31 protein-coding genes are annotated in these 26,332 nt (G+C 53.5%); 6 read left to right on the top strand and 25 right to left on the bottom strand.

Annotated features, from left to right (window positions below; all coding sequences use genetic code 11):
* Positions 1-3: 3 nt before the first annotated feature.
* Entirely contained in the window at positions 4-840 is an 837-nt protein-coding gene (locus ACMZ66_RS00520) for a TauD/TfdA dioxygenase family protein (protein ID WP_416933440.1), read from the bottom strand.
* Between the two features lie 104 nt (positions 841-944).
* Between ACMZ66_RS00520 and ACMZ66_RS00515 the strand changes: the two genes are divergently transcribed.
* A complete protein-coding gene (locus ACMZ66_RS00515) occupies positions 945-1,949 on the top strand; it encodes an AraC family transcriptional regulator ligand-binding domain-containing protein (RefSeq protein WP_416933439.1) in 1,005 nt (334 codons plus the stop codon).
* A 16-nt stretch (positions 1,950-1,965) separates the two neighbouring features.
* On the opposite strand, the gene ACMZ66_RS00510 is transcribed toward ACMZ66_RS00515, so the two are convergent.
* The 7 genes from ACMZ66_RS00510 to ACMZ66_RS00480 are packed head-to-tail and all read right to left on the bottom strand — an operon-like array spanning position 1,966 to position 7,377.
* Complete coding sequence (locus ACMZ66_RS00510; protein ID WP_416933437.1) at positions 1,966-2,577, bottom strand: glutathione S-transferase family protein; 612 nt, start codon at positions 2,575-2,577, stop codon at positions 1,966-1,968.
* A gap of 48 nt (positions 2,578-2,625) precedes the next feature.
* Entirely contained in the window at positions 2,626-3,354 is a 729-nt protein-coding gene (locus ACMZ66_RS00505; protein WP_416933435.1) for an SDR family NAD(P)-dependent oxidoreductase, read from the bottom strand.
* Positions 3,355-3,388: 34 nt separating this feature from the next.
* On the bottom strand, positions 3,389-4,132 hold the full coding sequence (locus ACMZ66_RS00500; protein ID WP_416933433.1) for an SDR family NAD(P)-dependent oxidoreductase: 744 nt from the start codon (positions 4,130-4,132) through the stop codon (positions 3,389-3,391).
* A gap of 8 nt (positions 4,133-4,140) precedes the next feature.
* Complete coding sequence (locus ACMZ66_RS00495) at positions 4,141-4,740, bottom strand: 2-hydroxychromene-2-carboxylate isomerase (protein ID WP_416933431.1); 600 nt, start codon at positions 4,738-4,740, stop codon at positions 4,141-4,143.
* A 9-nt stretch (positions 4,741-4,749) separates the two neighbouring features.
* Positions 4,750-5,517: an SDR family NAD(P)-dependent oxidoreductase gene (locus ACMZ66_RS00490; RefSeq protein WP_416933429.1), complete on the bottom strand. Its 768-nt coding sequence runs from the start codon at positions 5,515-5,517 to the stop codon at positions 4,750-4,752.
* 26 nt (positions 5,518-5,543) lie between these two features.
* A complete protein-coding gene (locus ACMZ66_RS00485) occupies positions 5,544-6,725 on the bottom strand; it encodes a CaiB/BaiF CoA transferase family protein (RefSeq protein WP_416933427.1) in 1,182 nt (393 codons plus the stop codon).
* A 10-nt stretch (positions 6,726-6,735) separates the two neighbouring features.
* Positions 6,736-7,377 carry a glutathione S-transferase family protein gene (locus ACMZ66_RS00480; protein WP_416933425.1) on the bottom strand — a complete coding sequence of 214 codons (642 nt, stop codon included), beginning with the start codon at positions 7,375-7,377 and terminating at the stop codon, positions 6,736-6,738.
* Between the two features lie 121 nt (positions 7,378-7,498).
* Here ACMZ66_RS00480 and ACMZ66_RS00475 point away from each other — a divergent pair, with 121 nt between their 5' ends.
* Entirely contained in the window at positions 7,499-8,386 is an 888-nt protein-coding gene (locus ACMZ66_RS00475; protein WP_416933423.1) for a LysR family transcriptional regulator, read from the top strand.
* 530 nt (positions 8,387-8,916) lie between these two features.
* Positions 8,917-9,666, top strand: coding sequence for an SDR family oxidoreductase (locus tag ACMZ66_RS00470; protein WP_416933421.1), 750 nt, complete (start codon positions 8,917-8,919; stop codon positions 9,664-9,666).
* Between the two features lie 6 nt (positions 9,667-9,672).
* Here the strand turns inward: ACMZ66_RS00470 and ACMZ66_RS00465 are convergent, their stop codons facing one another.
* Positions 9,673-9,972 carry a hypothetical protein gene (locus tag ACMZ66_RS00465; protein WP_416933419.1) on the bottom strand — a complete coding sequence of 100 codons (300 nt, stop codon included), beginning with the start codon at positions 9,970-9,972 and terminating at the stop codon, positions 9,673-9,675.
* Between the two features lie 81 nt (positions 9,973-10,053).
* On the opposite strand from ACMZ66_RS00465, the gene ACMZ66_RS00460 reads away from it, so the two are divergent.
* Entirely contained in the window at positions 10,054-10,269 is a 216-nt protein-coding gene (locus ACMZ66_RS00460) for a helix-turn-helix domain-containing protein (RefSeq protein WP_416933417.1), read from the top strand.
* Positions 10,270-10,291: 22 nt separating this feature from the next.
* Here ACMZ66_RS00460 and ACMZ66_RS00455 read toward each other — a convergent pair whose 3' ends face one another.
* A complete protein-coding gene (locus ACMZ66_RS00455) occupies positions 10,292-11,707 on the bottom strand; it encodes a fused MFS/spermidine synthase (protein WP_416933415.1) in 1,416 nt (471 codons plus the stop codon).
* A gap of 468 nt (positions 11,708-12,175) precedes the next feature.
* Between ACMZ66_RS00455 and ACMZ66_RS00450 the strand changes: the two genes are divergently transcribed.
* The gene (locus ACMZ66_RS00450) at positions 12,176-12,415 is read left to right on the top strand and encodes a hypothetical protein (protein WP_416933413.1); all 240 of its coding nucleotides are present in this window, start codon (positions 12,176-12,178) and stop codon (positions 12,413-12,415) included.
* Positions 12,416-12,452: 37 nt separating this feature from the next.
* Here the strand turns inward: ACMZ66_RS00450 and ACMZ66_RS00445 are convergent, their stop codons facing one another.
* The gene (locus ACMZ66_RS00445) at positions 12,453-13,331 is read right to left on the bottom strand and encodes a DNA-primase RepB domain-containing protein (RefSeq protein ID WP_416933411.1); all 879 of its coding nucleotides are present in this window, start codon (positions 13,329-13,331) and stop codon (positions 12,453-12,455) included.
* A gap of 130 nt (positions 13,332-13,461) precedes the next feature.
* On the opposite strand from ACMZ66_RS00445, the gene ACMZ66_RS00440 reads away from it, so the two are divergent.
* A complete protein-coding gene (locus ACMZ66_RS00440; protein ID WP_416933409.1) occupies positions 13,462-13,668 on the top strand; it encodes a hypothetical protein in 207 nt (68 codons plus the stop codon).
* A 2-nt stretch (positions 13,669-13,670) separates the two neighbouring features.
* Here the strand turns inward: ACMZ66_RS00440 and ACMZ66_RS00435 are convergent, their stop codons facing one another.
* Genes ACMZ66_RS00435 through ACMZ66_RS00370 form a run of 14 tightly spaced genes read right to left on the bottom strand, consistent with a single transcriptional unit; the run spans position 13,671 to position 26,332 of the window.
* Positions 13,671-15,329, bottom strand: coding sequence for a conjugal transfer protein TraG N-terminal domain-containing protein (locus ACMZ66_RS00435; protein WP_416933407.1), 1,659 nt, complete (start codon positions 15,327-15,329; stop codon positions 13,671-13,673).
* The gene (locus ACMZ66_RS00430; protein ID WP_416933406.1) at positions 15,329-15,712 is read right to left on the bottom strand and encodes a hypothetical protein; all 384 of its coding nucleotides are present in this window, start codon (positions 15,710-15,712) and stop codon (positions 15,329-15,331) included. Before ACMZ66_RS00430 ends, ACMZ66_RS00435 begins: the two co-directional genes overlap by 1 nt.
* A 2-nt stretch (positions 15,713-15,714) precedes the next feature.
* A complete protein-coding gene (locus ACMZ66_RS00425; RefSeq protein WP_416933404.1) occupies positions 15,715-17,022 on the bottom strand; it encodes an integrating conjugative element protein in 1,308 nt (435 codons plus the stop codon).
* Between the two features lies 1 nt (position 17,023).
* Positions 17,024-17,986 (bottom strand): TIGR03756 family integrating conjugative element protein, encoded by a 963-nt coding sequence (locus ACMZ66_RS00420; RefSeq protein ID WP_416933402.1) that lies wholly within the window; start codon positions 17,984-17,986, stop codon positions 17,024-17,026.
* Positions 17,983-18,396: a TIGR03757 family integrating conjugative element protein gene (locus ACMZ66_RS00415; protein ID WP_416933400.1), complete on the bottom strand. Its 414-nt coding sequence runs from the start codon at positions 18,394-18,396 to the stop codon at positions 17,983-17,985. Before ACMZ66_RS00415 ends, ACMZ66_RS00420 begins: the two co-directional genes overlap by 4 nt.
* Positions 18,393-21,197, bottom strand: a complete 2,805-nt coding sequence (locus ACMZ66_RS00410; RefSeq protein ID WP_416933398.1) for a conjugative transfer ATPase — start codon at positions 21,195-21,197, stop codon at positions 18,393-18,395. Before ACMZ66_RS00410 ends, ACMZ66_RS00415 begins: the two co-directional genes overlap by 4 nt.
* Before the next feature lie 2 nt (positions 21,198-21,199).
* Entirely contained in the window at positions 21,200-21,733 is a 534-nt protein-coding gene (locus ACMZ66_RS00405; protein WP_416933396.1) for a TIGR03751 family conjugal transfer lipoprotein, read from the bottom strand.
* Positions 21,720-23,096, bottom strand: coding sequence for a TIGR03752 family integrating conjugative element protein (locus ACMZ66_RS00400; RefSeq protein WP_416933394.1), 1,377 nt, complete (start codon positions 23,094-23,096; stop codon positions 21,720-21,722). Before ACMZ66_RS00400 ends, ACMZ66_RS00405 begins: the two co-directional genes overlap by 14 nt.
* Positions 23,097-23,104: 8 nt before the next feature.
* A complete protein-coding gene (locus ACMZ66_RS00395) occupies positions 23,105-23,905 on the bottom strand; it encodes a TIGR03749 family integrating conjugative element protein (protein WP_416933392.1) in 801 nt (266 codons plus the stop codon).
* Between the two features lie 35 nt (positions 23,906-23,940).
* Positions 23,941-24,585 carry a PFL_4703 family integrating conjugative element protein gene (locus tag ACMZ66_RS00390; RefSeq protein ID WP_416933390.1) on the bottom strand — a complete coding sequence of 215 codons (645 nt, stop codon included), beginning with the start codon at positions 24,583-24,585 and terminating at the stop codon, positions 23,941-23,943.
* Entirely contained in the window at positions 24,582-24,938 is a 357-nt protein-coding gene (locus ACMZ66_RS00385) for a TIGR03750 family conjugal transfer protein (RefSeq protein WP_416933388.1), read from the bottom strand. The genes ACMZ66_RS00390 and ACMZ66_RS00385 overlap by 4 nt, the downstream gene beginning before the upstream one ends.
* Before the next feature lie 10 nt (positions 24,939-24,948).
* Positions 24,949-25,293 (bottom strand): TIGR03745 family integrating conjugative element membrane protein, encoded by a 345-nt coding sequence (locus ACMZ66_RS00380; RefSeq protein WP_416933386.1) that lies wholly within the window; start codon positions 25,291-25,293, stop codon positions 24,949-24,951.
* 23 nt (positions 25,294-25,316) lie between these two features.
* Complete coding sequence (locus ACMZ66_RS00375) at positions 25,317-25,649, bottom strand: DUF3262 family protein (RefSeq protein WP_416933384.1); 333 nt, start codon at positions 25,647-25,649, stop codon at positions 25,317-25,319.
* Positions 25,646-26,332: a TIGR03747 family integrating conjugative element membrane protein gene (locus tag ACMZ66_RS00370; protein ID WP_416933382.1), complete on the bottom strand. Its 687-nt coding sequence runs from the start codon at positions 26,330-26,332 to the stop codon at positions 25,646-25,648. The genes ACMZ66_RS00375 and ACMZ66_RS00370 overlap by 4 nt, the downstream gene beginning before the upstream one ends.

The raw sequence follows: 26,332 nt of genomic DNA, 5'->3' as shown, positions 1-26,332 counted from the left end.
CCTCTAGTACACCGTCACTCGGTGAAGTTCTCGACGATAGCCTTCAAATCCGCCCGTCGCTTTGTGAATCACACTGCGATTGTCCCACATAACAAGCATGTCCTTTTCCCACTTGTGGACATACATGAATTCTTCCCGAGATTGCCAGCGGTTAAGCTCCTTAATCAAAGGCATAGCCTCGTCGTCGCTAAGTCCTTCAAACCCCACAATATAGGATATGCCACTGAGGAACCCTTGTCGGCCCGTTTCCGGATGCTTCGGCGCTACCGGGTGGGTGTGACGCATGTGTTCCGCTTCAGCAGACGGGCGAATGTCCATAGCACCATTCTTACTTGTGTCCCCATACGCACCTTTTAGGGAATAGCCTTTCGCAGGCGAGTGGATGGCTTGAAGACCCTCAAACCGCGCCCGCATGTCGTCGGGCATAGATTCATAGGACAGGTGTTGATTTGAAAAGTGGGTGTCGCCGCCATGTGGCGGGATATCGAGTGAATAAAGTACTGTGCCACTTGGAGGACTCGGCATAAAACTCCAGTCAGAATGCCAATATTCCGCGAAGATGGGGTTTGTATCTTCTGCTTCGCGTTTCACAGCCGCAATGTACTTTCGACCCGGTATCGGGTTAAAGAATGGATCTTCAGCTAGCTCACCAAATTGCCGAGAAAACCGTTCGAGCTGATCACCATCAAGCTTCTGATTAGGAAACGCGAGGACATGATGCTCTAACCAAGCGGCACGAATCTCACTTACCTCATCAGGAGATAGCGGTTGAGAAAGATCAACGCCGGTCACATACGCGCCACAAGCCTGATCTGTGGGTTCTACATTGATTGCAGCCATCGCACTTCTACCATTAATTTAATGCGGCTATTTTAATACCCTCCCCACTTCCATCAAGGTGATATTGTGCCATTTTACAAGTGGATCTATGCCACAATGGCTCCATGCCAAAGACCATTGTCCACCACACTGAATTGCCATCGCTTGAGAAATACGGGCTACGCGCTCTTTTCGATGAACTCGCTTCGCACGGCATTTCAAAGAACGATCTACTCAAAGACACGGGCATTGACCATGCAACCAGCGATCTCAACTATCACGAGCGAGTCGCCCTTCTTAGATCAGCTTATGCGCATGCCAAAGACCCAAAATCGGCGCTACATGCTGGGCAGCGGCAAGAAATCGAAAACTATGGTGCCTATGGCTACGCCCTCGCAACAAGTGAAACGCTGCAAGATGCATGGCGACTGGGCGGAGAGTTTTTCTCCATGTCAGGATCAGTGTTCCGGATTTCGTTGGACATCGATGGCAGAACTGGCGTATGGCGATCCCACAACCCACAATCTCTTGGCGACATGCTTCCGTTTGTCGCAGAGTTTTGGAGAAGCTCTCAAACCCGAGTTTTCTCGTTGATTCTTGGCCGTCAGTTTCCATCCACCTATATGACCTTTCCTTATCCAGCACCGCGACACGCCAGCCTATATAAGAAAATTTTTGGGTGCCCTATCACTTTCAATAGCGACGCTATGGAATGGGCGTTCGACGCCAGAGTCCTAGACGAACCTTGTGCCCATGCCGATCCCGCAACCGCAAGGTTATGCGAAACATACTGCGACCAGTTTGTTAAGAGCAGTGGTGGTAAAAGCGCTTTCCAAAAGGAGGTGCTAAGGGCTTGCGCGCGCAGTCTCGAATCGGGGTCCTTCGACGCGATCTCAGTGGCGCAATCGCTGAATCTTTCAACCCGTACGTTCTATCGAAAGCTCAAGGACGAAGGCATTAGCTATCAAACGCTTTCTGACAATATTCGGAAATCCGTAGCAGTTGAGTATCTAAGAAATACCAATATGCGCATTGAAGAGATCGCGTCTCGTTGCGGGTACCAAGACATCTCCAACTTCCGCAAAGCGTTTAGGCGATGGACGGGGCGCTCACCTTCATCCTACAGATGATTGCCCGCCCCCTTATCTAAATTGCCGCTTCTGCGGTGACCTGCGCAATACTCGGATGATCCGAAAGCCTTTGCAGCAAAGCAACGAGCTCTGGGCTGTCCTTCATAAGTTCAACACCAGCCACTTCAGCCAAGCGCGTCGCCAGCCCAAGACAAAAGAATACATAGAAGTCCGCAATACTAAGCTCACTGCCACACGCATAGGGGTCACAAACCGCTAGACGATTTACGGCTTTCATCCCTTTAACCAAATCGCGACTTACTTCTTTTTTGGTCTCGTCACTCACCGGCTTATTAAACAACAACTCAGGCAAACAACGCCGAGCAACCAGTTCAACATCGAGCTTTAGGTGACACACGAGTTCCATGGCCTTCGCAGCCGCAAAAGAATCTTTCGGCAACAGGCCAGGGACTAACTGCTCCAGATAATTGAAGATGGCGATGGATTCCGAAAGAAACTGACCGTCTACCTCGATTGACGGCATCTTACCCATTGGCGATCGCGCCAAGTAGTCTTCCTCTTGTGACGGTGGCGCCTTCACCTCTTCAAAGTCAATACCTTTCTCGATCAGTAGCGCTTTCGTCAGACCGTAGTAGTTACTCATTCGGAGGCCGTAGAGCTTAATCATCATTATTCCTTAGTTTTGTTCGTGTGTTTTGTTAGTAGCAAGGTGCTGTTACCAGTTTTCTTTGAATGGACGCACATCCAATTCATGGGTCCACGCGGATCGGGGTTGGTTGTGAAGCCACCAGAATGCATCCGCAATCGCTTCAGGATCTAGCGCACCGTCTTCACCAAGTTGATCCAGGTATTCTGCAAATCGTCCGCGTACTTGCTCACCATTGATGACGCCATCAACGACAACATGCGCCACGTGCACTCCCTGCGGACCAAATTCTCGTGCAAGCGCTTGCGCCAGGTTGCGTAATCCTGCCTTCGAAGAAGCAAAGTGCGAAAACATAGGCCGGCCCCTTAGCGACGCTGATGCGCCGGTAAACAACAATGACCCTTCCCCCTGCTCAGCCAGGATCGGTAGCGCGAGCTTAGCGACGAGAAAACCACCCATACATCCGACTCGCCAATACTGCTCAAATTCTTCAGGACTCAGCTTGCTGAAGGGAATCGGATGATTGTTACCGGCATTGAATATCACGCAGTCAAGCGGCTGATTTAGATTGCTTACATGCTCGAAGAGCGCTTCCAATTCATCTTGTGAGGTCACGTCCGCCTTAAAAGCCTCAGCTCTGCCGCCATCAGAAGCAACAGCCTCCGCTGTTGCTCGAACCTTTTCTTCGGTGCGACCAGACACGACCACATGGCGACCTTCAGCTGCAAAGCGCTTTGCTAGGGCACCACCAACACCGTCCGGCGTCCCAGCCCCCAAAATCAATACTGTTTTAGTCATATAGTCTCCTAATCAAACGCGATGAATCACGCCACTACCAACGCTCACGATAAGTACGGATATCCAACTCATGCGTCCAGCATGTCGGAGGTTGTTGGGACAGATACCAATAGGCCTCTGCGAGCGCTTGCGCGTCGATGAAGCGATCTCGATCCAGCTCATTGATGTCTACATCGCTACGTTCCCGGTACAGACGACCAATATCCTCAGAAAATATGGCGCCATTGATCATCACATGAGCGACATGAATCTTATCCGGAGCGAGTTCTTTTGCCGCAGATTGGGCAATAGAACGCAAACCAAATTTGCCACTAGAGAAAGCCGTCAATCCTTCTTTTCCCCGTATACTAGACGTCGCGCCTGAAATGATGATCGTGCCGCGCTGACGGGGTTTCATCACTTTGGCAGACTCTCGAACAGCTAAGAATCCGCCGAAACAACACAGCTCCCAAACTTTGCTAAAAAGCTTCCCGGTCGTATCCTCCAATAGCGCTTGGGTATTTGCACCACCGTTATATACGCAGACTTCTATCGCGCCGATCTTGCGTTCCACCTCTTCGAATAAGGCCGAGACACTGTCTTCATCTCGAACATCTGCACTGAGCGCCGTCAGACGGCAACCTTGCGCTTCTAGTGCCTCTATCTGAGGCAGAGACTTTTCGGCTTCACGACGCACGATGATCGTGTGATAACCACCTACAGCAAATCGCTCAACGATTGCGGCACCAATCCCGTCACCGGCTGCAAGAATCAGAGCGACATCTTTTGATTCACTCACGGTCGCGCTTATCCTAATCGCTCTTCGATATCGCGCAGCGTTTCCTTACCAAAGTACATGTCACCTTCAATAAAGAACGTTGGCGAGCCAAAGGCACCACGGTTTACTGCTTCATCTGTCGTAGCAATCAATGCACCCTTTACATCGGGATCCTGCACACCATTAACTATATCGTCAGTAGGAAGCGAGCTTTCATTCAGCGTCTGAACCACAACCTCTGGGTCGTCCATCTTCTTCCCACTAGCCCACATTGCAGTAAACATGGCATCGACGTAATCACGATAGAAATCTTTATCTCGCGCGTAGGTTGCGCCACGCATGATCATCAACGTATTCACAGGGAAGTGTGGATTTCTCTCAAACGTCTCCACTGGATATCGAGCAAGCCACCGTTCAGTTTCTAAGTGCATATAGGCAGCTTTATTCGGAATGTTCTGCAGCGATACAGCGGGGGACACATTGTTGGTCGCTTTAAAAATGCCGCCTAAAAGAATTGGGATGTACTCAAACTCAACATCGTGGCGAGCCTCAATTTCGGGGATCACACAATGGCTCAAATACGCATTCGGACTCCCAAAGTCGTATAGAAATTCAATCTTGGTAGTCATACCGGTTTCCTATCTGTGATTCCACCAAGCCAAATCGGAGAAGGAGCGAAGGTCCAGTTCGTGTGTCCATGCAGACCGATGCTGTTGTGAAACATGGTAGTAAGTCTCAGCCATCTTTTCTGGCAGCATTAAACCGTCATGTTCTTGACCACGTTCCTCGCGTAACTTCTGGAACGCTTCCTCTCCCAACATTTTTCCTAAGGTATCAGGCGCATCAACTGCTCCATCTACTAGAATATGGGCGACGTGAATTCCGTTCGGCGCATATTCTGCATTAAGCGTCTGGCACAACATTCGACGCCCTCCCATCGCGGCTGCGTGTGAATGCTGCCCTGCATTACCGCGTACAGCTGCGGTGGCTGAGGTGACCAAAAACGTACCACCACCACGCTCTTCCATCCTTGGGAACAATTCTTTCGCAATTCGGAACAGCGCAAACGTCGCCATGCGCCACCCTAACTCGAAGTGCTTGTAACTCAGTTCCTCAAGCGGACGATTCCCGATTTGCGCACCGAGGTTAAAGAGCACAACCTCAATCGGTCCAATCTCTTCTTCAACAAGTCGAATTCGCTCTTCAAGTGCACCCTCATCGATCGCGTTCAACAAATAACCTGTAGCTTCTCCGCCGTCAGCTTGTATGTCGGCAACAAGCTTTTGGAGTCCTTCTTCATCACTACGACGACAAAGGACTGAATGGTATCCCTCCGCGGCGAATTTCTTACCGACAGTTCCTCCAATCCCGGCTCCCGCGCCGATTACTAAACACACTGGTTTCATTTCAGTCTCCCTAGTTGTCTTATGCCTTACTGTTTAACAATGCCTTGATCGAGCAACTGCACTCGCTCTGCTTCTGAGTAACCCAAGCTTGTTAAGATCCCATCGGTTTGCTGTCCTAATGTTGGTGCTGGCCCTTGAATCTCACTGGGTGTCTTACTAAAACGGGCTGCAGGTGCGGCTTGACGAACCTCACCAAATCCTTCGTGCTCAACACGCGATATCGACTCGCTGGCGAGAATTTGATCGTTGTACATGAGTTCCATGCGCTTTAGGAGCGGTGCGCTGGGCACTTCATGCTCACGCATCCGTCCTAAGATCTCGTCTCTAGGCCACTTCGCAATTTCTTCACCGGTAATGCGTTTACGTTCGTCGCCATTGATACCGCGACCACGAGCCGTGGCAAATCGTTCATCCTCAATTAGGTCCTCTCGATCGAGCGCGCGACACATCCCTGCCCACTCTTTGTCCGAAATAGCCCCTGCTGTGATGTAGCCATCTTGGGCTTCAAAAACTAAATCCATCGAAGCTGCTACGGACGAGGGATCCCATTCATTGTCCGCAAAGGTCAACCCACCCATCGCTTCTGGCCAGAAGAAAGACAGCATTGCATCTAACATCGAGAGCTTTATGTCTTGGCCTTCCCCAGTCCGTTCGCGATGATAGAGAGCACTGGAAATCGCCTGCGCCGCTGTCAGCGATGCGACTTTGTCTGCCACAATCACACGAAACATGGTTGGCTTACCCGTCTGTCGATCGGATTGAATATCCGTCGCGCCTGACAATGCTTGTATTACAGGATCGTAAACCCTCTGGTCCGCATATGGCCCAGAATCGCCAAAACCACTGATCGACACATAGATGATCTTGTCGTTTGCGGCTCGAATGTCCTCATCACTAAAGCCCATACGAGCCATCGCACCCGGCCTAAAATTCTGAATGAGTACATCTGCTTCCTTGATCAAGCGCCAAAGAATCTCTTTGCCTGCCTCTGCCTTAAGGTCAACCGCAATGGACTGCTTTCCACGATTACAAGAATAAAACGTCGGCGGCGTACCGATCTGTGATGGTCCCAAGAACCGCATCTGCTCACCGCGAAGTGGTTCGACCTTTATGACCGTCGCACCTTGGTCAGCCAACATACCAGCAGCCACTGGTCCAGAAACCATACTGGTGAGATCCACCACCTTAACGTTGTTCAATGCTCCCATGTTGGCGTTCCTATGATTGTTTGTAATTAATGGAAATTGCGCGTCGATACGCGGGTCGCTCGCTGAGTCGAGATTTATATGACATTAATCCATCAGGCAACTCGAAACCGTAGGCCTTGGCCCAATCCAAGCAAGACATCAGAACAATATCGGCGAGCCCCAATCGATCTCCCAAAACAAATTCTGATTTCTGGATGTGTTGATCGACAACTGCGAAGTGTTTCTCAGCGTACGTCTTGGCTGAGGACACTGCTGCCGGTGCCTCACCATAAATTGACTTTAAGTCGCCATGACGACGCATCACATAGAGACTGGTTTCATCCAGTTCACCGTATAGGTAGCAGACCCATTCATCTTCTTTCGCGCGTGCTTCAATACAATCTGGAGCGGAAAGTGTTGCCCAGCTGCCATAGCGCTCGATGAGATAGCGGCTGATTGCGATGCTTTCCGACAAACGAACATGGCCGTCTTTGAAGTAAGGCACCTTTTGTTTCGGGTTAAGGGTGGTGTATTCCAGAGTTTGGGTTTCTCCGGTCCTCGGTCCGATGGGTAAGAGCTCGTAATCCAACCCTAATTCCTCCGCCACCCAGATGGGGCGAAACGTACGCGTGGTACCCGCCCCCCAAATCTGCATGCGTGACTCGTCAACCATGAACACTCCTAACGTATCGCTCTCTATTTACAGCGATCCTACGAACCATACGGATGGAAATGAAATGAATTGATTTGGGTGGTTCGCTAAACTTTTGGAATAGTTGGTAAAGGAGCCGCCCGTGATTGATATCTCAGACATTACAATGGTCGAATCAATTTGTGTAATGGGCAGCCTCACGAAAGCGGCTGATGAACTGCACATCTCGCAGCCTACGCTCACCAAGCGTCTCGCCCGGTTAGAGACTCAACTCGGCGCCACTTTGTTCCATCGAGGTTCAAAGGGGCTCACGCCAACACCTATTGCTCTCTACTTAATAGAAAGCGCGAGTCCGATGAAGAGCCAGATCGCCGGTATAGAGCGTCATGTTGAACGTATCCTGATGCACGACCAAGGCGAACTGCGTATCGGGGTCGGACCAATTATTGAACAGGTGCTCCTACCGGACGTTTTGATCCGACTCAGGCAACACACGGGCAATGTGCGCGTATCCGTACTCACCGAACACGCTACAGTGTTGATCGACCAGTTGAAGTCGGGGCATCTCGATGTCATTGCTGGTCCTTTCGGGACCGAGGCGGGCACACTTGAGGAGGATGGCATCCAGTCCATCGACCTTATTCAAGAACGGACGATCAACGTCGTTCGCAAGAAACACCCGATCCTGAAGGCTAATGAACCTAACTTCTTCGACTACCCCTACGCATCACCACCTCTACAGGGTACGATGGCAACGTCCATTGAGCGTTCGTCAGATCGCCCTCGCCTCGTTTCTGATAACTACACTCTTCTGAAGAAAGTCGCCCTTAGCACGGACTACATATGCGGCGGTCCACGCGAAGTGTTTCGTACAGAATTAGATTCGGGAAGCCTTAGAGAAGTGCTTGGGCTCCCTTGTGCTGAATGGCGCAGTGCCTGCCTATTCAAAACGGAAGCGAAAGAGACACCACTGGTGAAACTCTTTTTGGAAACCTTACAATTCTGCCGTGACGCCTACCTGAACCGATAGCAAGTTCTCGAGGAAAGTCTTACAAATGTTTGAGTAAACAAACGGGTCTCGCAGTAGCACCATGGTAGCGAGATATATGTAAGTTAGTAGGTAATAACCCAGAGGGTCCTTTTAAATGGTAGCTAGGGGGAGACTTGAACTCCCGACCTCAGGATTATGAATCCTGAGCTTCGAGCAAACTTTCGGGAGGTAGACATTGGCTGTTTACTAAACCGGGAGATGTGCCCGACGCTGAATTACATTGTTCGTTGTCTGAGTGTGTTTTATCAGCTGGCACCCGTAAAGTGCCCTTCAACTCTAGCCATTCTATTTTTTAAAGATATATATCCGTAAGCTAAACCTCTCGCAAACGCAAGAACCGGTTTAAGCAAAGCCGAGCGCGTAATTCGCAAACATGTGAGGCAACGCAGCCAATAATGCCAGCCTATCGCTCTTTCCATTTATCAGTAAAATCGCTGACCGAGAAGGAAGCGAACTAATCAGAAGGCCAACACTTCCGAGCGGCCCGCGGATCTATTAAGGACACGGACATGTCGACACTCTCATCCAGACTGAATGGAAAACACATCCTCGTAGTGGACCCAGTCGATCCCATCACGCGGCAGGTCTGTACACGTTTTCGCAACGAAGGCGCGCACGTGATCGCTTTGACTTTCAACAAATCCGAATCGACAGCCATCGAGGGTGTCGACATTCATGAGATCGACCTAGGCGATGAGCATTCGCTAAAAGCCTTGGCAGACGCCATCACACCCCTGCACGCTATGTTCATCAACACCGCCCAGCATATCGAAATCGGTACCTTGTTGGCCTGCGATCCCGATAATTGGACAACGATGTTCTCGCGTATAGTTCATACCGCGTTTCATATCATACGTACGTTCTTACCCACCTTGATCTATTCTGGAGGCGGTGCCGTCACCTTGGTCAGTTCCATCGCCGGTCACACCGTCGGCATCCAAAATCGATGTGCTTTCAGCGCCGCAAACGCATCACTGGTTGGATTGTCGAAGTCCATCGCCGTTGACTACGGCGCACACGGTATTAGATGCAATACCATCTGCCCTGGCGTCATCGAGACACCCAATACGAGAAAACAATTTGATGCCACGGGGGATGCGGAGGGTGCGCGCCGCGCCGCCACAGCAAGACAGATGCTCGGTCGATTCGGCACCATCGACGAATTGGCGCACCTTGCGGTCTATCTCGCCAGTGATGAATCCAATTTCACCACCGGACAAACACTCGTCATGGACGGCGGCTACGGATCTCCGAGATAACTAGGTTTAACCGGTCTGGTTTCCGGCGGCGTGGACAAATCGAGTCAGTCCATGTTGTTGGATTGCTTGTGCGGCTGCCTGCATCTGCGGATCCAATTCTTCGGTCGGGATGGCTTTCAACGCCGCGTAGATGACCAAACCCATAATCGCTTGAACGCGTTCTAGACTCTCCAATTCCCGTACATTCACCGCTCGATTGTTCCGCAATGCACAGTCAACGAGTCGGTATGCGCCCAATAAATCGTGCTCTCCATCATGTATCACTGCACGTTTCAGCGCTCGATCAACCTCTTTGCTTTCGATCATCTTTTCTCTGTGTTGCTCCGTTAACGGAGCATTATTTCCACGTCCGACTGCCAAAATCTAGCTCCATCTTCGGAGCACTTTGTGAATGTAGTTGGGCCGCAAGTTAAAGCCATTCGTCTATCCAAAGGAATGACACAGGATGTCATTACCGCAAAATGTAACCTGCTCGACTGGTCGATCAGCCGTGGCACCTACGCCAAAATTGAGTCCCAAAGTCGGCGAGTGACAGACGGTGAAGTGGTCAAACTGGCCAAAGCCCTAGACGTTTCGATCACCAAACTTTTTCCATCCGACTAATCGACAACACACCTCGCACGCGTCAACGTTCCGATCCGTCCACCAATCCTCGGGTATTGTGGTCGCTGTAGACCTGGTGATAGCCATCCCAAGCACTCCTGCCACAATCAAACAAGCGATTATGGAACGGTGTTGAACTCTCAAGACGCGTACGCTCACAATCGCCAAACACGTACCGCACCGTATTTTCAAACCCCCGCGCAAATCGCGAAGGCTCATCTCGAACAATCACGTTCATGAGTAGGCGCCCATCCGTTTTCAGTCGAGTTCGAATCAACTCAAAGAACTGGTACGTCAGTAGATGATCCGGCACCGAAGTCCGATGACTAAAGACATCCACGACCACCACATCAAATCGCGCCGAAGTCTGTGCTAACCAAGCCCGCGCATCAGTCGCACTGAAGCGTTCATCGTCGACAGGGTTCTGCAAAAACACCTCGGCCATGTCCGGCAAATGCGCATCTACATCCACAAAGTGCCAGGTGACATTTAAGTCACGCCCTTGGCCTAAGGTAAATCCCCCCGCACCCAACACCAGAACTTGTAACGGCTCCCCAGAGGTTGACAGGCTCTCAAGGCGATCCTCCATCCATTCGATGTATCCATGTCCCCGACCGTCCACGTCCGACCGGCTGGCGTTCTGGCCGTTAACGACCAGGAAACGGGAATCCTCTGCCGGTACCACATAGTAGTTTGCATAGGCTGTGGTGCGTAGGAACGACAAATGTTCATAGAGGACCCCGACGAACGCCGTGCTAAAGGCCAGGAAAATCACTGACCCTTTTTGCACACGATCCAAACTCGACATCCAAACACACAAGCACACCAGGGCTGTCATAAACGCGAGCGCAACCGCCATGCCAAAGTAGTACATGATCACGAGTGTGGTCAGCAAGCCACCGACCACATTGCCAACGGTGCTCACATAAAACGTATCCCCCGCCTTGGCAGCAGCCCCCTCGCCCGCTTTGAAGTTCACAAGTAAGACCACAAATTGACCCAGGAGATACACCACCGGACTCAAACACAACAGACAATAAAGCGTGGCCACCACCAGCGGCGGTAAGTGCAGGGCATATCCGATGTTGAAAAACCCTTCGACAAAGGGATAGCTAAAAAACACCGGTAGACTCAAACACAACCCCATCAGATTGCGATTGATGTGATGACTCGGTTGTGCACTGCGTCCACCCGCCCAATAACCGATGGCCAAGGCTGCCAGAAACACGGTGATCACAATACTGGTCACGTTGATCGAACTGCCGACGAAGGGGACCAGTTGGCGCATCACGAGGAGTTGAAGGGAGATACTGATCACCCCTTCGACCAACAATAACACATTGGGGTGAGCGACCCCTCGCGCCGCAGCGACCCCTGCCTTCGACGTGCGCATGGTCCGATCACATTCTGTTATCACGGCATCCACGTGCGTATTCATGCAGACCACCGCTCTTGCACAAGCCCCGGCGCCTGCTCAGGGACAGATTGCCCGTGAATCTCGCGAAATCGCGCCCGTCCAACCTCAATCTCTGCGGCAGTTAACGCCGCTCGATACCAATGAAAGTGCCCCTTGGCACAGTGTACGAGATACCCCCACGTCAGATCGGTCGAGGTTTTAGAACCGCCGTACGCCCACCAGGGTTGTTTAAAGACATAGTCACCACCACACACGCCGCAGCGTACCTCAAAGCACCACTTATTTATATTGTTAGTTTCTGTCATAACACAGAAACCCAGTATTTTTGTTGATATATCTAAAACGATGTGCCACCGTACACAGGCTTATTTCCGAGTTAATCGGATCGCAGCTTGCTGCATAAGCACGTTGTTTAACACGACCTATCAGGGCTTTTGCCCTCGATGGGACGTGTGCTCTGACGGGTCGATCATCACTTAGGAGATCGACATGTCTGATAACCAATCGAGCTATCTGGAGGTGTTTGTCGTTGACGAACTCATTGCAGAAGGGCAGCTGGAAAAACGGAAGGCACATACCAAAGTGGGTATTGCCATTCCTCGAGATCGGGGTGAGGGCTTTCATGTCCACATTACCAACGGGGTATCCGTTTCCGGTCCATTGGTGATCTTGCCTCCGCAGGCGCACCCTCGTGAAAGCGAAACCCGCGCTGTAAGTCGGAAACGTTAGAGCCGCAACATCTAGGGGAGTTTTACTCCCCTTCTTTTTAACCCACATGGTCCACCGCCCAGGCCACCGTTCGATCGACATAGTCGGCCGCTCGACAACCTCGACGCTCGTGTATGGCGCTCGAACGCAGCATGGCATCCGCCACATCTGCGGGCGCGTAACCTTGAGTGAGCATTCGGCGTGCGGCCGCAGCGTCCGCTCGACTGAGATCGGTGTCCGCTCCATATTGTTGGCAAATGTAAGCCACCGCATTCTCAAAGAACGATCTCGGGTCTTCTAACCCCACGCGCTTACTGCGCTTGAGGTAACGATTCCGGACTTGTGCCCGACTGGCACGCCGTTTTTGCAGGAGCGTCCGGGCCGCATCCACCAACGCCTCTGGATGTTCTGCCCTCAAACCGCTGGCTTCTGTCAGACGGACGAAAGGAAACAGGCCGTTGTCCTGTTTGTGTTTTGGTTTTACGTTCGTAAAGCCCACTGCGCGGCCTGGCTGTCTAAAGGATTTCGCCCGTAAGTCCGCATCATATCGGGTGGCCAGCACCTCACCGATGCCCGTCACCAGTTCATGCGGGATCGGAGACTCGGCAATGCGAACCCAAGCCTGGAAATTGTTAGGGCTACTTTCAACCACACATAGCGCCCCAAGACCATCTGCGCGCATGGATTCAACCCCAGCTTCCGATAAATCATCGACCAGCACGATCGGCTCTCGCGCTTCAGGACGTAAATAAATGTGCCACTCGTTAGCATTGCGATGTTTCAACCAGCCCAAACGCGACAAGGCATGGGACGCCGACCATAAGTGTCGCTCTGCCCGCCCAGAGTTGGCATCCACCAAGCAAAACTCATACCGACTCACACCCAGCGCCGTGAGTTGCTGGCTTAAGAAGTAACGGGTCAGATCCGTCTGTGCCATCGTTGTGTACTCCTTACACCGACCCCAACGTGTGATCTGGATCACACCATCGAGTACCTCGATGGGCCTCATGTGCGGTTTTTGCCTCCCGTGATACTATGAAGAGGCAATAACGCGACGGAGGCCCGTCATGTCGTTTCGAAATTGGTTGGCAGATTTTCTGGAAGCGCTGGGTGGCGCGGCGCAAAAAGAGTTGGATGCATCGTCCGAGAACGCTACCGGCGATGAAGAATTGTTTGTGGGTCACCATGAGGGCACGCGTTTGGACAAATTGGAGCCCCACTTCGAGCCTCATGGGATCGACATTGCGGACCCGCCCCCGCATTTGCGCGACTAAGTTCATTTCTTAACCGCCCGCAGTCCACGAGCCGCACCCTTGCTGGCAACAGTCGTCGCCGCACTACCCACCATACTTCCGCCAGCCTGCATCGCTTGGGTTGAAGCGCCGCCGATCGATCCCATTGCCTGGGTCGCACCACCACCAATGTAGACGCCTGTCCACGCTACGGCGGAAATCCAAAACACAGGGAACGCGAGATAGAGCAAGCGTTGGGACCACACCACAATTGTTTGCTGAATGGGGTTGTAGATCGGTTCAAAGCCACCATCTAAGAGCGCCGTGATGATGTGGTTGTCGATCCAGAATGCGAGACCCCACAACACATAAAAGAAGTGCAACCCAAAGAACACCACCGTAAAGGTCATGAGCTTCTGCAAGCGATAGAGCGAAAACACCATCAAAAACGGGAGCACCGAGACAAACACCAATAGGATGAGGGAAAGGAAAATCGTAGAGCCTTCCCTGGCCGCAACACCCGCGGCAATGTGACCCGGTGCACTGATCAACGTCCCTAATCCCGCCATGGCATTCGTACCCATGTCCGCGACCAAGTCACCTGTCGCGAGATCAAACGAACGAAACATGCCGAGTCCATCCTGACGGTTAGCCCGATAGACCTCACCAAAAGCAGGTTCATACGACACCGCATGGTTGTTAAAGCCCGACACATTCGATTGCGTGTTCTTAATCGCTAGAAATTTTCTTAAGAGCACATCTTCGCGTTGCGCTTGATTCAGTGCGGGATAAAATAAGCGAATCAACGCATTGGGTGACGATACGTACTCTTCACGGGTCTCTTGATCGATTGAGGCGTACAGTCGCGTACGCAACCCATTCGCCGCACTCCCCCACCATTGATCACACGTCGGGTGACCGCCATCGGCTTGTTCAAATTCATACCCGGCATCGCGTACCGGATCAAACGCCCAACCGGGACGGGCTTTCTTGGAGTAAAACGTGGGGTAGTACGCCGCTGTGTTGACAAAGTAACTCGACCCCAGATAGCCAATGGAGTCGAGCTCCGGTTGCGTGAGCACCCCTTGATCCAATCGGTAGAACTGAGACACCGAGGGCATGTAGCAATCCATCATGAACTCGTTGAGCTCTTTCTGCAGACGCGGATCCTCAATGTGGTCATTCTCTAGCCGCAGTTCTACCGCCGCCACATCCCCCGTACAGGGAATACCAGCAATACTGGCCGACACCACCGATTTCGTGAGGACGTGGACAAATCCCCACCAAATGGGAATACGCCCTTGGCGCCCACTGAGGGTCTGTAAGGTTTCATCAAACGTGGTGTTGGTATTGGCCCCACTCACCACACCGGGTTCACCGTTGGCGATCGCATCTCGTACCGCGCAATCGAGTTGCGGTCGGACGTACTGCATCTCGGCCAAGTTAACCGAGCTAAACGGTACTGCGGCGAGAAACAACACGGCAATGGCCAAGACGATGTCCGTTTCAGACTTTTTCAACGACTGAACGGCCGCACTGCCTTCGTCGTCACCGGCTCGACGGCTACTTACTACGTTGGTAAAGAGGATGATGAGAAAGGGGATGTAGACAATGCCGGAGTCGGCCAACACTCGCCAAAAAGCGTCGTACACGATCCACCCAAAGAGCGTGGTGACAAACTCAAAATAGCTGGAGACACCCACTAGCTTGGCCCCCCTGCCACAACACTCCACAAGCGCCCCAGCACATTCTGTATTAAGAGCAACTCAATGGCTAAGAAGACGCCCAGAAAGAAGTGGCGGCGCTTCATCAAGTAGTCACGTGGCGCCGCTCGATCTTGATACAGCCATCGACAAATGTGCGCCCAATACATCCACACCACACCAATCACCGCTAATCGCAGCACCATAAGCCCCATCGCATAGTTGGCGAGCACCGATTGCGCACCGAACACGAACTCTGCATTCGGCAACACGAGCGCAAACAGCATAATGAGCAACCCCACAAACATAAGCGCCCAGACAAATCGACGCAGCCAGCGCCCCGAACGAGTCTGTCGTGTCATCAGCGATTGCGGTTCGACCATGACTAGTTCGTCGCTCCTTCCCGAATGTCATTGCTGGGCAAGCGCTCGATCACTGGCGATTGTTGACGAACCCGTGCCCGCGCCAGCAGCTGCACCGTGGTGTTAGATGCCAGCAATCGGTTCACCTCTAACTCAAACACCATGTTTTCGATTTCCGTGTTGAGTTCATCGACCGACGCCGTCAGCGAGGCGAGCGCGATTTCATTGTTTGCGATGTTGGGTTCTTTCATGCCCGCGAGCATCGCGCGCCTGACCATCATGGCGCGCTCCATCGTGCGGCTCATCGCAAGCTCTGCAGACAATCGTTCGATGATGGGACCTGGTCGGTCTTCCTGTCGGATGGCTTCGATCACTTCACGGGTCAGCACAAACCCCTCACCGCCAGCAAACGCATCCAACGTGGCCTGATTCGGGTTGGTGCCTGCGGTGACGACCGGGGTTAACGCATTCAAAATCACTTGCCGTTCTTGATCGTACTTGCGTTGTAAACCCATCCCGGCGCGTGTTGTCATTTTGGCGCAACCCTGACAGGTCTGAATCTGGGTTTCCCCAATCACGTCCACCAACCATGCCGCCATGAGCGGCGGGGACGTCCAGGTTTCGCAGATGCGCGCACCAGCACACACGCCATCGGGTATCGCACTCACATCATCGGCGGCCCGCCCCAAAATTAAGTTCATACCCGCCACCGATGTATCGGCGTGCAAATCAATCGCCCCTTGTCCAGCACCGCCAGCCTGCGATCCGGCCACCCATGTCACGCCGTTATCTAGACCCGCCGTCTCGGCATTGTCCTTGGCTTCCAGAATGTCGGTCCCCGCATTGGACTCGGCCCGCCACCACTGCGCTTCTGCTAATCCCGCCCAACCTTCCTGTTCAACGGTATCGCCCATCTTTTCGACAATGTTCTCGCAGGAGACTTCGGCTAAATGAAACTCTTCGGAGGCCTGCAGCATGCCATTTTGCAACAGATCATAGAGTGCAGGGTTCAGTCGCTGAATGACCAACGCTGGCAGCGAGGCCACCACCCCTGACGCCGCATTGATGATGTTCGACATCATGTTCTGAAAGGCACCGGTCACCCCATTTAACTGATTCTGAATGCTGGTGTTGATGTCAAAGTTCCCGCAGGTCAGATCCGCATTCCAGCTAACCCCAGCACCCACCGTGAGCGTCTGCGCCCGATTCGTCGGTCCGGACCCGATCGGCACCCCACCACCCAATCGATACAAGAGTTCGGTATCCGCCCATGATCGCTCACTGGCCAACACACATAACAAAATTATCAACACAATCTTGGAAAATTTCATGCTACTCCCCAAAATGAAAAATCAGTGAGGCGCCCTCTCGCTCACAACAGCGATAGGGCCGCCACAAATTGAACGCATAGCCGGTGTTCTGAGAGAGCCGGTTGGAAAACGGATCGAACGGGCCTGACGCTTGGTCTCCTTGGTCGGCAAACACACGACATGAGGTCGCTTGCGCGGCTGGAATCAACTGCTGCCAAAGATGGGTATCCGCATCACCTTCAATGACCTCACCCGGCGGCCATTGGCCCGCACGACCCCGATTGAGCATCGGCCAGTACACATGCGGTTGTAGACGACGCGTGACGATATCGGCTGCCCGTTGCGCGGCCACCGCACCCGCTTTGTAGTCATGCCCCGTGTGCACAAATCCAACTCTGGGATACACCGGGCCCCAAGTGGACCCACCTAACAAACCCGACCGCACGTAACGCAAGATATGACGCAAGGTCCATGGGGTTTCGATCAACGGCGAACGCCAATTGGGATCCAGCGTGCTTAGAAAATATGGCTGATAAGGCGTGGTCGTTGGATTGCAGAAGTAACCCGTCTGCTGGAGTGCCTCGATCCAAGCCGTGCCAGGGGATCCAATGACATCGACATTTTTAAACCGCAGGGCGGTTTCATTGATGACCGTGGCACCTTCGGAATTTGTACCACCATCCTGGGCGAGCGGATTGGGCGATGCATAGCCCCGGGTTTCTATCCACGGACTGCCACCGGTGACGTGATAGGCGGTGACCACCGCATCTGGGATGTTGTGCCGAATTTTGACCGACCAATCAAAGTCACACCCAAACGGGGTACAGGTCATCCACAAACACGCGCCCACCGGACGATACTGAAGACACAAAAAGTTGGCGCTCTGTGTCAGTATCTGGGGTCCACTGGTGGTCTCCCCCAGTGGTATGGCGGCCTGCACGACAGAACTCATCAACCAGACAAGTAGTCCACCGAACACTTTCATCGGGCTTCCACCCAAGCCAGCGCCCGATCAATATCGGTGACCCCATAGATCAGATAACGATCGTTGACCAACACGGCAGGCAGTCGTTGAATATTGTGCATCCAGGCTTCTGACACGCCCTCCAAGGCGTGTTGCACGGCGGTAAATCGGTCTCGCCAGGTTTCATCATTCAGTCGGCGCATCACTTCTGCGTGCGCACGTTGCGGATCCTTCGGCAAGTTTTCACCCAATGCAGCCAACGACCCGACCGTCGCATCCAGTTCATACACCTGCGACGCTCGCTGGCTCGGGTCCTGAATAGGAAAGGCGCTTGTGGTAAACACCACCACGTCCTCGATCGACTCGGACCAAACAGATTCAGCGACAAGCACTATGGACACACACACCACGATCAGACCTAACCCCTTCATGCGATCCCCCGAGCGACATCAATCGAGGCAGCGACACGATGGGCGGCTTCCACTTCGGATAAGCCATCGGACTCCATCAGCCCAAGACGTTCTGCCTTTTCATGCTTTTCTGTCATCGCCAGCGCTAGAATGAGAGAGGGTGGCACTGCGCGAAACAACACATCGAGATTCTTCGCCAAAACGACACCTTCCGTATACTGACGGTCTGCTTTAGAGGCGGATCGGAGCATTTCCATTTGTTCATCGGTGAGCTGTTTAAACCGCTGGATTTGATCGACCTCCTCCTTGGGCATCACCAAACACACCCACCACTCAATCATGTTGAGGAGCTTTTTCGCCGAACCGGGAAAGTCATCCAGATTTTGCGTGGCCAACCACAGCCATGCCCCGAGTTTGCGCCACATCTTCACGATCTTGACGAGATAAGGAGAGAGCAACGGATTCGTCGTAATCACATGCGCCTCGTCAATGGTGACCACAATCTCCCTGGCCGTGTGTTGGTCTCGTTCCGCGATGTTGTTAATGGTGTTGAGCAAGGAGATCACCGCGATGGCCAAATGCGCTTCATAGCCTTCCCGTGCAAAATGCGCCAAGTCAATCAGGGTCACGTCGGCCTCCGGCCAGACTTCCCCAGGACGGTTAAACACGGCGCCGGAAAACCCATCACAAAAAAGCCCAATGGCATCGCCCATATCACGGATACGCTGGCGCGCTTCGTGCGGCCGAATTTCATCTTGTGCGATCTCATAAAAGGCTTCACGGACATGCGTTGTCAGCACCACTTCATCCTTGGCGGCCGCCTTGCGCGCCCCTAAAAGAATGGCATCCCGAATAACCCGTCGATCTGCACGACGTAAGAGCGCGGCTTCTCGTTCTTCCCCCCCGGTGATCATCAGCGTGGCGATGATTTCCATTTCACCCAGAATGTCACGTTCCACATCCTCATCGTCATCGGTGTCGTTGTCGGATTCCGCCGCATCAGATAGCTCAAAATCATCCTCTGACCGGTTCAGTAACTGTGCGGCATCCGCAAACGTGGGTAGTGGCGGTGCCGAACCCGGTTTCATCGAAGCCTCAGTAACCGTCAAGCCACACGACCGAAACCAATCCGCGAGTAAGCCAAACGAGTTTCCGGCTTCTATAATGAACAGGCGCGGACGGCGCGTGGCCATCACGTGACTCAATATCCCCACCAGTGATGCAGACTTCCCAGCACCCGTCGGGCCAATCAACATCATGTGGGCGTTCTTAACTCGATCTTCTTTGTTTAACGGATCGAAGATCAGCGGTTCACCGCCTCGATTGAATTGACAAATCCCGGGGTGCCCAGTGCCGATCGAGCGACCCATCAAGGCACTCATATTGGCGATGTGCTCAACCCACATCAGCTGCGTGTTACGCCAACCTTCGGCTCGATCGTGGTTGGGGTTGTAGTTCATCGGCAGATAGACCAACCATCGATCTAAGGCGCGCACGTCATCCTGGGGTGCAATCGCTCGATAGCCATACCGCAACAGAACAGCTCGCGCTTCGTTCGTCTGTTGATTAAGTTCGCGTAAGGATCGCCCGCGAATGTAAAACGCATAACTTGCGCGATACATCTTGTGCCGATCCCCCATGATTTGTTTTGTGGTTTCACAATCTTCGCGGGTGCGTGTCGCCTCGACTGAGTCCCCTTTCGCCGCCCGACCCACCTGCTCAATGTGAGCCTCGACAGAATCTTGTGGCACCACCACAACCGTGGAGACCATGACAGTCCCCTCCGGCATCTGATCCATCATGGTATGAATCGCATCTCCCGTACGCACTTCCGCGGTCGTATGCCCAATGCGCGGTCGTTTACGTATGCCCTCCACGGCGATGCACCGACTCACCGTCTGGTCAAAACACCAGGCACTCGCCGCCTGATCGGAGCGGGGATGCGAGAACAACATGGACTCCGCAAACTCATCGCCAAACGGAAGTCCCCCGTCTTCTGTCTCTACCAAATTCGAAAAGGCGATGGGATCCGTGATCGATTGATCGGTGTAGGCGTTGAACCATCGTGTCATCCAGCGGTGAAACTCAGCCCCGGTCAGACGACGGTGGCGAATCCCTAACGGACCTACCGCGTTAAAGTACTTTTCACAGACCTCGTTTAGGGCTTCAAGCGGGGTGATTTCCGCTTCAAATTCCGCCGGACGCCAATTGGCCGGATAACGTCGATAGATAACGATATAGGTCCGTTGTTTTCGTCCCGACCACATTTCATGGGTCACCACCCGATCCTCGAACAGCCCATCCGGGCGGCATACCCCTTCGTAGTGACGTCGAAACACATCCATATACGCTTGGGTATAGGGCGTCTCACGAAGGTTGGGTTTGATGTAGGCCTCGACCTCGTCCACAAATGCAGACAAGTCCAGTTCATCGAATGTGTAGGTCTGAATCACCCACGGGGCACTGTCGTGTTCATCAAAGACATCACCGAGCGCTTCCGCCAAACCATTGCGGACATCCACCAGAAACTCTTCGGTACGGCCTTCAGTGCCGCGGGCTTGCACATCGAACACTGCGCCCACCGACCGACCATCCTCGAGCAAAATGGCGCGCTCACCTTCCAATGCCTCTACCCAAGGCAACAGATCCACAAACGATCGATCCGGCCGGTATAAGTGTCGACTTACCGATCGAGGCGCGCCTTTTCTTTTCGTCCGTGGCGCCGGTTCCAGAATCACCACATCGTCCAAGTCAACCGCGGAATCAGATGTACGTCGGTTCAGGCGAAAGGCATCTAAAATCGAGAAAGATTGTTCTGCCATCGTTACGGTACCAACGGTTCGGTCGATTCACCGGGGAGCGCGTACTGTACTTTCTGATACAACGGAATCACCGTGGCGTAGCCGGGAATCGGAACCTCCTGTTTCGTGGCCAAGTGCGGATAGATGTAGATCCCAATGTCTGGGTTCGGCAATCTCGGAAACAGATTGCGCACCTCGTTCTCGGCGGTGCGGTTGTAATCCACATAGAGTGGCGGCGGTTGTGTGCCCACCACTTTTTCACCGAGCGGGGCATCGCTCAGTAGCGCTGCTTCATCGACTACCAGACCCATTCCTTCCGCACGCTGCTGACACGATCGACGCGCTTCCCGCGTCTCCAAGCCTCGACACAACGTCTCGACCCGCTCATCTGGGTTCACTGCTTTCTCATCCAACCCCGCCGCACCATAGTAGATGTCGACCATCTTCTTACCATCCGTGGGGAGCGGGCTGCCGTTGCTGCCAGTCTGAGCACAGCCAAGTAGTAGGCCTGCCACCATCACGACGCCCAGTCCCTTCATCCAGTTAATCCAATTCACGAAACGCTCCTCTCTGAAAAAAACCTGCGTGATGCGTTTTTCGACCCACTTCGTTGTAGTCAATGCGCAACTCCTCTGTGACATGAATGGCCACCTTGGCCCCCGGTTCGACATAGATCGCATCAAACTCCAACGCTTGACGGTCTCTAATCCATTGCGCTGCTTCGAGGGCGGCGCCCGCTAACGTTTCATCCAACACGAACTCACTCTTATCGCCGGTCACAATGGTGGTCCCACCGACCCCGATGCCGCCGACAGAGTTGAGCGTGGTGGTTGTTTCTGCAGCGGCGGCCGCTCGAGCCGCTGCACCAGCCGCCACCGCACCCACGCGTTGCACTAAATATTTCCGCGCGTTACTGATCTTTTTCCCCACCACGCACGGGTTGCCGACATCATCCGACAATTCCCCAATCTTCAAATCTGGCGTGTTGGTCGCCCCATCACGGATGTCCTTAGGTTCTGGAATTGTCGTGATGCGCCCGTCTGGAAAAACAAACGTCATCGAAAATACATCCCCTGACACACACCCGAGCGTCCAATCACCCACGGCTTTGCCGCTGACCACGGCATATGCAAATTCGGGTACCTCTTGGCCATTCGCAATGAGGTTGTCGCGGCCAATGAGCACCTTGAAGGTGTATGGGTCCACCACGTTGTCGCCCACCGGGACTCGGCCGATCAACGCGGTAAAGGCGGTCGCGCCGACCAACGTAGAATTTTTCGCGATCGTATACGCGGGTGTCAGATATTCATCCGCGCTACCTCCGCCACCCAAAGATGACAAAGAGGAAGGCACCGACGACTCATCAGACCAGGGCACGTTAAAGCGTCCTGCTGTAGACGCACTGTCTTCCCCGCCCCCGTCTAACGGCGACAACCAGGTGATCCCTGATGTATCAATAACGGGGACGGTTGCGGAATTCACCACGTGGGACTGGGTCCGTGCTTGATCCAACAAGCGCTGCATCTCATTGCGCGTCGTCACCAATTCCGCCTGCTGATCACGCGCGAGCGTATTGGTGAGCCCCCGCACATCGCTGCTCAAACGTTGCCAAATCGTGTCCTGCATATTGAGCAGCGCGGCGTTGTCTGCGCGTAACTGCTCATTCACCGTCGCAAGTTCCTCATAGCGTCGGTTTTGCTCACGTACATTCGACACTAATGTGCGAACGACATCCTCTGGGGTATCTCCTTCTACGCCGATCGCGGCCAATGTCTCTTCGTCTAACGGTTGACCGCCCACGCGCGCCGCCGGCTCACTCGAGGGAACCGCCTCACCGGCGTCTCGATTGAACACCCAAACCATGATGACGCCGAGAATGACCACCCCGACAATCACTTTGATGATGATGTTTGACGGCATAATCGCTCCTATAAGTCCACAACCGCTGAAAACGGTTTGTCCGTCACGATGTAGACCCGAGTGCGATCCCCCGTTTCACCCCGCGGGGCCAAAGTCGGTCGAACCATCGCGCTGGCAATAAAGTGGTGGGATGCCCCATTCATGGGTTTACGTACAGTGTGCTGCAACCGGCTCGGATCAATCACGATGGCGTCTGCGGTACGATTGTGAATCTCGATCGTGGTGACATATAAATCGGTCCCCGACCAACCACTGACCGCGAACATATCGACCTTGGGCGCGTCGGGGTGGTTGTACAGCCGACTGAGTTCTGAGGTCACCAAGACGTCCAAATGCCGGACGCCAGCGACGGGCTCGACGACCCTTTGTGGCGAATGGTCGACCTGGGCGGCGTAACGAATGAGATCAAACATCGTTGCCGACTGCCGATTTGGCGTGGCGGCTTGACGACTGACCACCGGCTCATCTGCGACGGCGTTCAGGGACGCGGTGACCACACGCAGCGGCTCCACGGACTTCGGTGGCTGTTGTCGGGTAATCGCTCGCACATCAAACAGCACAAACTCACCGCTTTCGTGCAGTCGTATCTGTACCCGATGCGTCTCAAACGGCTGTAGCGCGGTCCAATACGCGGTATTACCGACAAATAAGTGACGGAATACATCAGGGCTCGCCATCGCCCCGCTGACCCCGACATCCGCCGCACCCTCGAATTGCACCATCTGCTCGACACCGACGGTCAATTCCACTTCGATCGCCGTTTTGTCCCAAGACACCGTTTGAATGGCCCAGGTGACTTGGCTCGACACCAACGCGCCCACGACCACGCACCATCGAAATCCCCTCATAACACTTGCTCCTGCCCCTCGCTTAACTCAATCGCCATCGGGGTATCTGCCAAGCAGTCCAGGGCCATCCCAAACGCATTGTGTTCTGGATCAATGTTGTAACGGACCACGCTCAACGGATAATTCACCGCGCGCGTTTTGATCGGCTCCCCCAACATCGTTTCTTCGATCAATAAATCCAAATACACTCGCCAACTGCCATTGCCCAGCGGTACGACCCGCTCCGGGCTAAATCCTCGGCCTGGTATTTCCCAGACGGCTCGCTCTCGTCCATTCAGTTCTCGGCGCTGTCGACGGGTCGAAAAATCATCGAGGCGATCTTGAAAACACCCCGGTGTCAGGTAATGACGCAGCATATGAATACGGTCTTCATAATCGGTCTCACCATCCTTCGGCCATCGGTACAGCTGCTGCCAAATGTAGTAAGCAAAGGCATACACATTGGACTGCCCCGCTTCATCCACGCGCAACACGGCGCCGTGGCTGAGATCTGGCGGCACATGAATGCGCAGTTGGCTGGGTGCCAACATCCAGCCCACACCCATAACGACGGCCAGTCCAAATCCAATAAATACAGCTGCCCATAGGGCGCGAATCGTTTCGTTCTTACCGGCCAACAAATTTTCGTATTTCGTACTCATCGTTTTGTCCTCCGCACATCCCAGCTGCGGCTTTCTCTAATCATGGTTTTGCTTTTTAAGCCCGCATCTTCAAAAAACGCGGTAATCGCGAGCACATGAAATCCTTGCGGTTTCCCACGCTTGAGGACACGCAGCTTGCGCCCCATCCACCACATACTGGCTAACGCCAAGACTACACCTGCCGCAATCCCCAAGATCGCTTGTCCTAACAAGGCCGCTAACACCAAACACACCGGCAACCAAAAACAGACGGACACCACGGCGCCTAAGCGGAGCTCCGAATCGGTCATTCCAATAAAGATCACCGGCTCTTGATTGAGTCGGTCTGGAATGAATTCGATTTCGGAGCTCACGCCAACAGACCTAAAGCACCGTCGCTGCTTGTGCCATCAGGAAGATGATGAACACCAACAACAACACCCCGACCACCGACTGCATACCCAGCGCACCCCAGGTCGCACGACCATCTGAGATTTCCGAGTACGTTCCGATGACGTTTTTTGACACGACAAAAAACAGCACCGCAGCCACCGCCAATCCACCGAAGATGGCAATGTCGAACGCATAGTTCTGTAGCAGCGTGATGAAGTTTCCCCCACCATCACCGCGTGAGGGCGGTGCCGTTGTCGGCAATGCAGCAAACGAGGTCTGGTAGATGCCCAGGAGCGCGAATGCTCCTGCGAATCGACGAATCAGACGTTGTTTCATGTTGAACTCCTTTTGAGTCATGGTTAGTAACTTACGATCAGCATCGTGATGAGCATGACAAACAGGGCACGAAGTACCTGGCTGCCTGCATCCATCCCCTCGGACACACCTGCCCCCCACGCCCTGTAAGCATTGAGTACCACCCAGGCAAACCACATCATGGCTAACACCACGACTGTGGCACTGATGAGTGCGATGGAATCTGTGTGGTCAAACTGCGCAGACCCGGCATTGGCCGACTGAAACGCACTGCGCTGTTCACTGAACATTTCGTTGTCGGCCGCCCAGGTGGGTGTGAAACACCCAATGCCGAGTAATAGGGTCCACAGCGCTGCTCTCTTCGCCGCTCCCTTCATAGATACTTCTTAAAACTGGCGGTGACGATTAGGAGATTGACGCCAAACAAAACGGCGCACGGCAAAATGATGAAATTGGGATGCATCGAAATCGGGACGGTGAGATAGACAAACCACGCCACCAGCAACGCCTTTGGCGCAAAACGTTTGGCAATGTGATATACCCCGCCAAACTCGCGCCCACCACTCCAACGACGAATGTCACGCATGGACAACCCCGTCGTTACCCCCACGATGGCGAACAGCACAAAGACCGGGAGGGAAAAGGTTAAAATGCCCACCCGAATAAAGAACAGCTGCACCATATTCATGACCGCCATGAAATAGGGCTGAAACCCGATCTGCTGCGCCAACCACGCCAATCCTCGTTCGAGGTGCGTCCAGACCATGACGTAGTAGTAGGCCTGACCGGCCACCCATGTGATCAGTTCGGCGGGGTCGCTACCAAACGCGGCCTCCCGAAAATCTGCGTGTAGGTAGGTGACCTCTTGAATCACCATTGCTTCAGAATGCGTCGCGGACGGCTGGTCATACACAAACGCCATGCCGATCCATTCCATCAGTATCGAGACACACAGCGACAGAAGCAGAAATCCCAGCAAGCGCATCGGCCAAGCGCGACGGCGAGGTGCGCCCTCATGCGTATGAGCATTGGCGGGATGTTGGTCGGCGAGCGTAGCCAC

The sequence above is a fragment of the Thalassospira sp. genome, assembly GCF_048059015.1.
Lineage (GTDB): Bacteria > Pseudomonadota > Alphaproteobacteria > Rhodospirillales > Thalassospiraceae > Thalassospira.
This window is presented reverse-complemented; position numbering and strand designations above follow the sequence as displayed.

Excerpts from the sequence above, each read along its gene's own strand:
- ACMZ66_RS00520 (WP_416933440.1), bottom strand. The coding sequence starts at position 840 with ATGGCTGCAATCAATGTAGAACCCACAGATCAGGCTTGTGGCGCGTAT.
- ACMZ66_RS00515 (WP_416933439.1), top strand. The coding sequence starts at position 945 with ATGCCAAAGACCATTGTCCACCACACTGAATTGCCATCGCTTGAGAAA.
- ACMZ66_RS00510 (WP_416933437.1), bottom strand. The coding sequence starts at position 2,577 with ATGATTAAGCTCTACGGCCTCCGAATGAGTAACTACTACGGTCTGACG.
- ACMZ66_RS00505 (WP_416933435.1), bottom strand. The coding sequence starts at position 3,354 with ATGACTAAAACAGTATTGATTTTGGGGGCTGGGACGCCGGACGGTGTT.
- ACMZ66_RS00495 (WP_416933431.1), bottom strand. The coding sequence starts at position 4,740 with ATGACTACCAAGATTGAATTTCTATACGACTTTGGGAGTCCGAATGCG.
- ACMZ66_RS00490 (WP_416933429.1), bottom strand. The coding sequence starts at position 5,517 with ATGAAACCAGTGTGTTTAGTAATCGGCGCGGGAGCCGGGATTGGAGGA.
- ACMZ66_RS00485 (WP_416933427.1), bottom strand. The coding sequence starts at position 6,725 with ATGGGAGCATTGAACAACGTTAAGGTGGTGGATCTCACCAGTATGGTT.
- ACMZ66_RS00480 (WP_416933425.1), bottom strand. The coding sequence starts at position 7,377 with ATGGTTGACGAGTCACGCATGCAGATTTGGGGGGCGGGTACCACGCGT.
- ACMZ66_RS00470 (WP_416933421.1), top strand. The coding sequence starts at position 8,917 with ATGTCGACACTCTCATCCAGACTGAATGGAAAACACATCCTCGTAGTG.
- ACMZ66_RS00465 (WP_416933419.1), bottom strand. The coding sequence starts at position 9,972 with ATGATCGAAAGCAAAGAGGTTGATCGAGCGCTGAAACGTGCAGTGATA.
- ACMZ66_RS00455 (WP_416933415.1), bottom strand. The coding sequence starts at position 11,707 with ATGAATACGCACGTGGATGCCGTGATAACAGAATGTGATCGGACCATG.
- ACMZ66_RS00450 (WP_416933413.1), top strand. The coding sequence starts at position 12,176 with ATGTCTGATAACCAATCGAGCTATCTGGAGGTGTTTGTCGTTGACGAA.
- ACMZ66_RS00445 (WP_416933411.1), bottom strand. The coding sequence starts at position 13,331 with ATGGCACAGACGGATCTGACCCGTTACTTCTTAAGCCAGCAACTCACG.
- ACMZ66_RS00440 (WP_416933409.1), top strand. The coding sequence starts at position 13,462 with ATGTCGTTTCGAAATTGGTTGGCAGATTTTCTGGAAGCGCTGGGTGGC.
- ACMZ66_RS00430 (WP_416933406.1), bottom strand. The coding sequence starts at position 15,712 with ATGGTCGAACCGCAATCGCTGATGACACGACAGACTCGTTCGGGGCGC.
- ACMZ66_RS00425 (WP_416933404.1), bottom strand. The coding sequence starts at position 17,022 with ATGAAATTTTCCAAGATTGTGTTGATAATTTTGTTATGTGTGTTGGCC.
- ACMZ66_RS00420 (WP_416933402.1), bottom strand. The coding sequence starts at position 17,986 with ATGAAAGTGTTCGGTGGACTACTTGTCTGGTTGATGAGTTCTGTCGTG.
- ACMZ66_RS00415 (WP_416933400.1), bottom strand. The coding sequence starts at position 18,396 with ATGAAGGGGTTAGGTCTGATCGTGGTGTGTGTGTCCATAGTGCTTGTC.
- ACMZ66_RS00410 (WP_416933398.1), bottom strand. The coding sequence starts at position 21,197 with ATGGCAGAACAATCTTTCTCGATTTTAGATGCCTTTCGCCTGAACCGA.
- ACMZ66_RS00400 (WP_416933394.1), bottom strand. The coding sequence starts at position 23,096 with ATGCCGTCAAACATCATCATCAAAGTGATTGTCGGGGTGGTCATTCTC.
- ACMZ66_RS00390 (WP_416933390.1), bottom strand. The coding sequence starts at position 24,585 with ATGAGTACGAAATACGAAAATTTGTTGGCCGGTAAGAACGAAACGATT.
- ACMZ66_RS00380 (WP_416933386.1), bottom strand. The coding sequence starts at position 25,293 with ATGAAACAACGTCTGATTCGTCGATTCGCAGGAGCATTCGCGCTCCTG.
- ACMZ66_RS00375 (WP_416933384.1), bottom strand. The coding sequence starts at position 25,649 with ATGAAGGGAGCGGCGAAGAGAGCAGCGCTGTGGACCCTATTACTCGGC.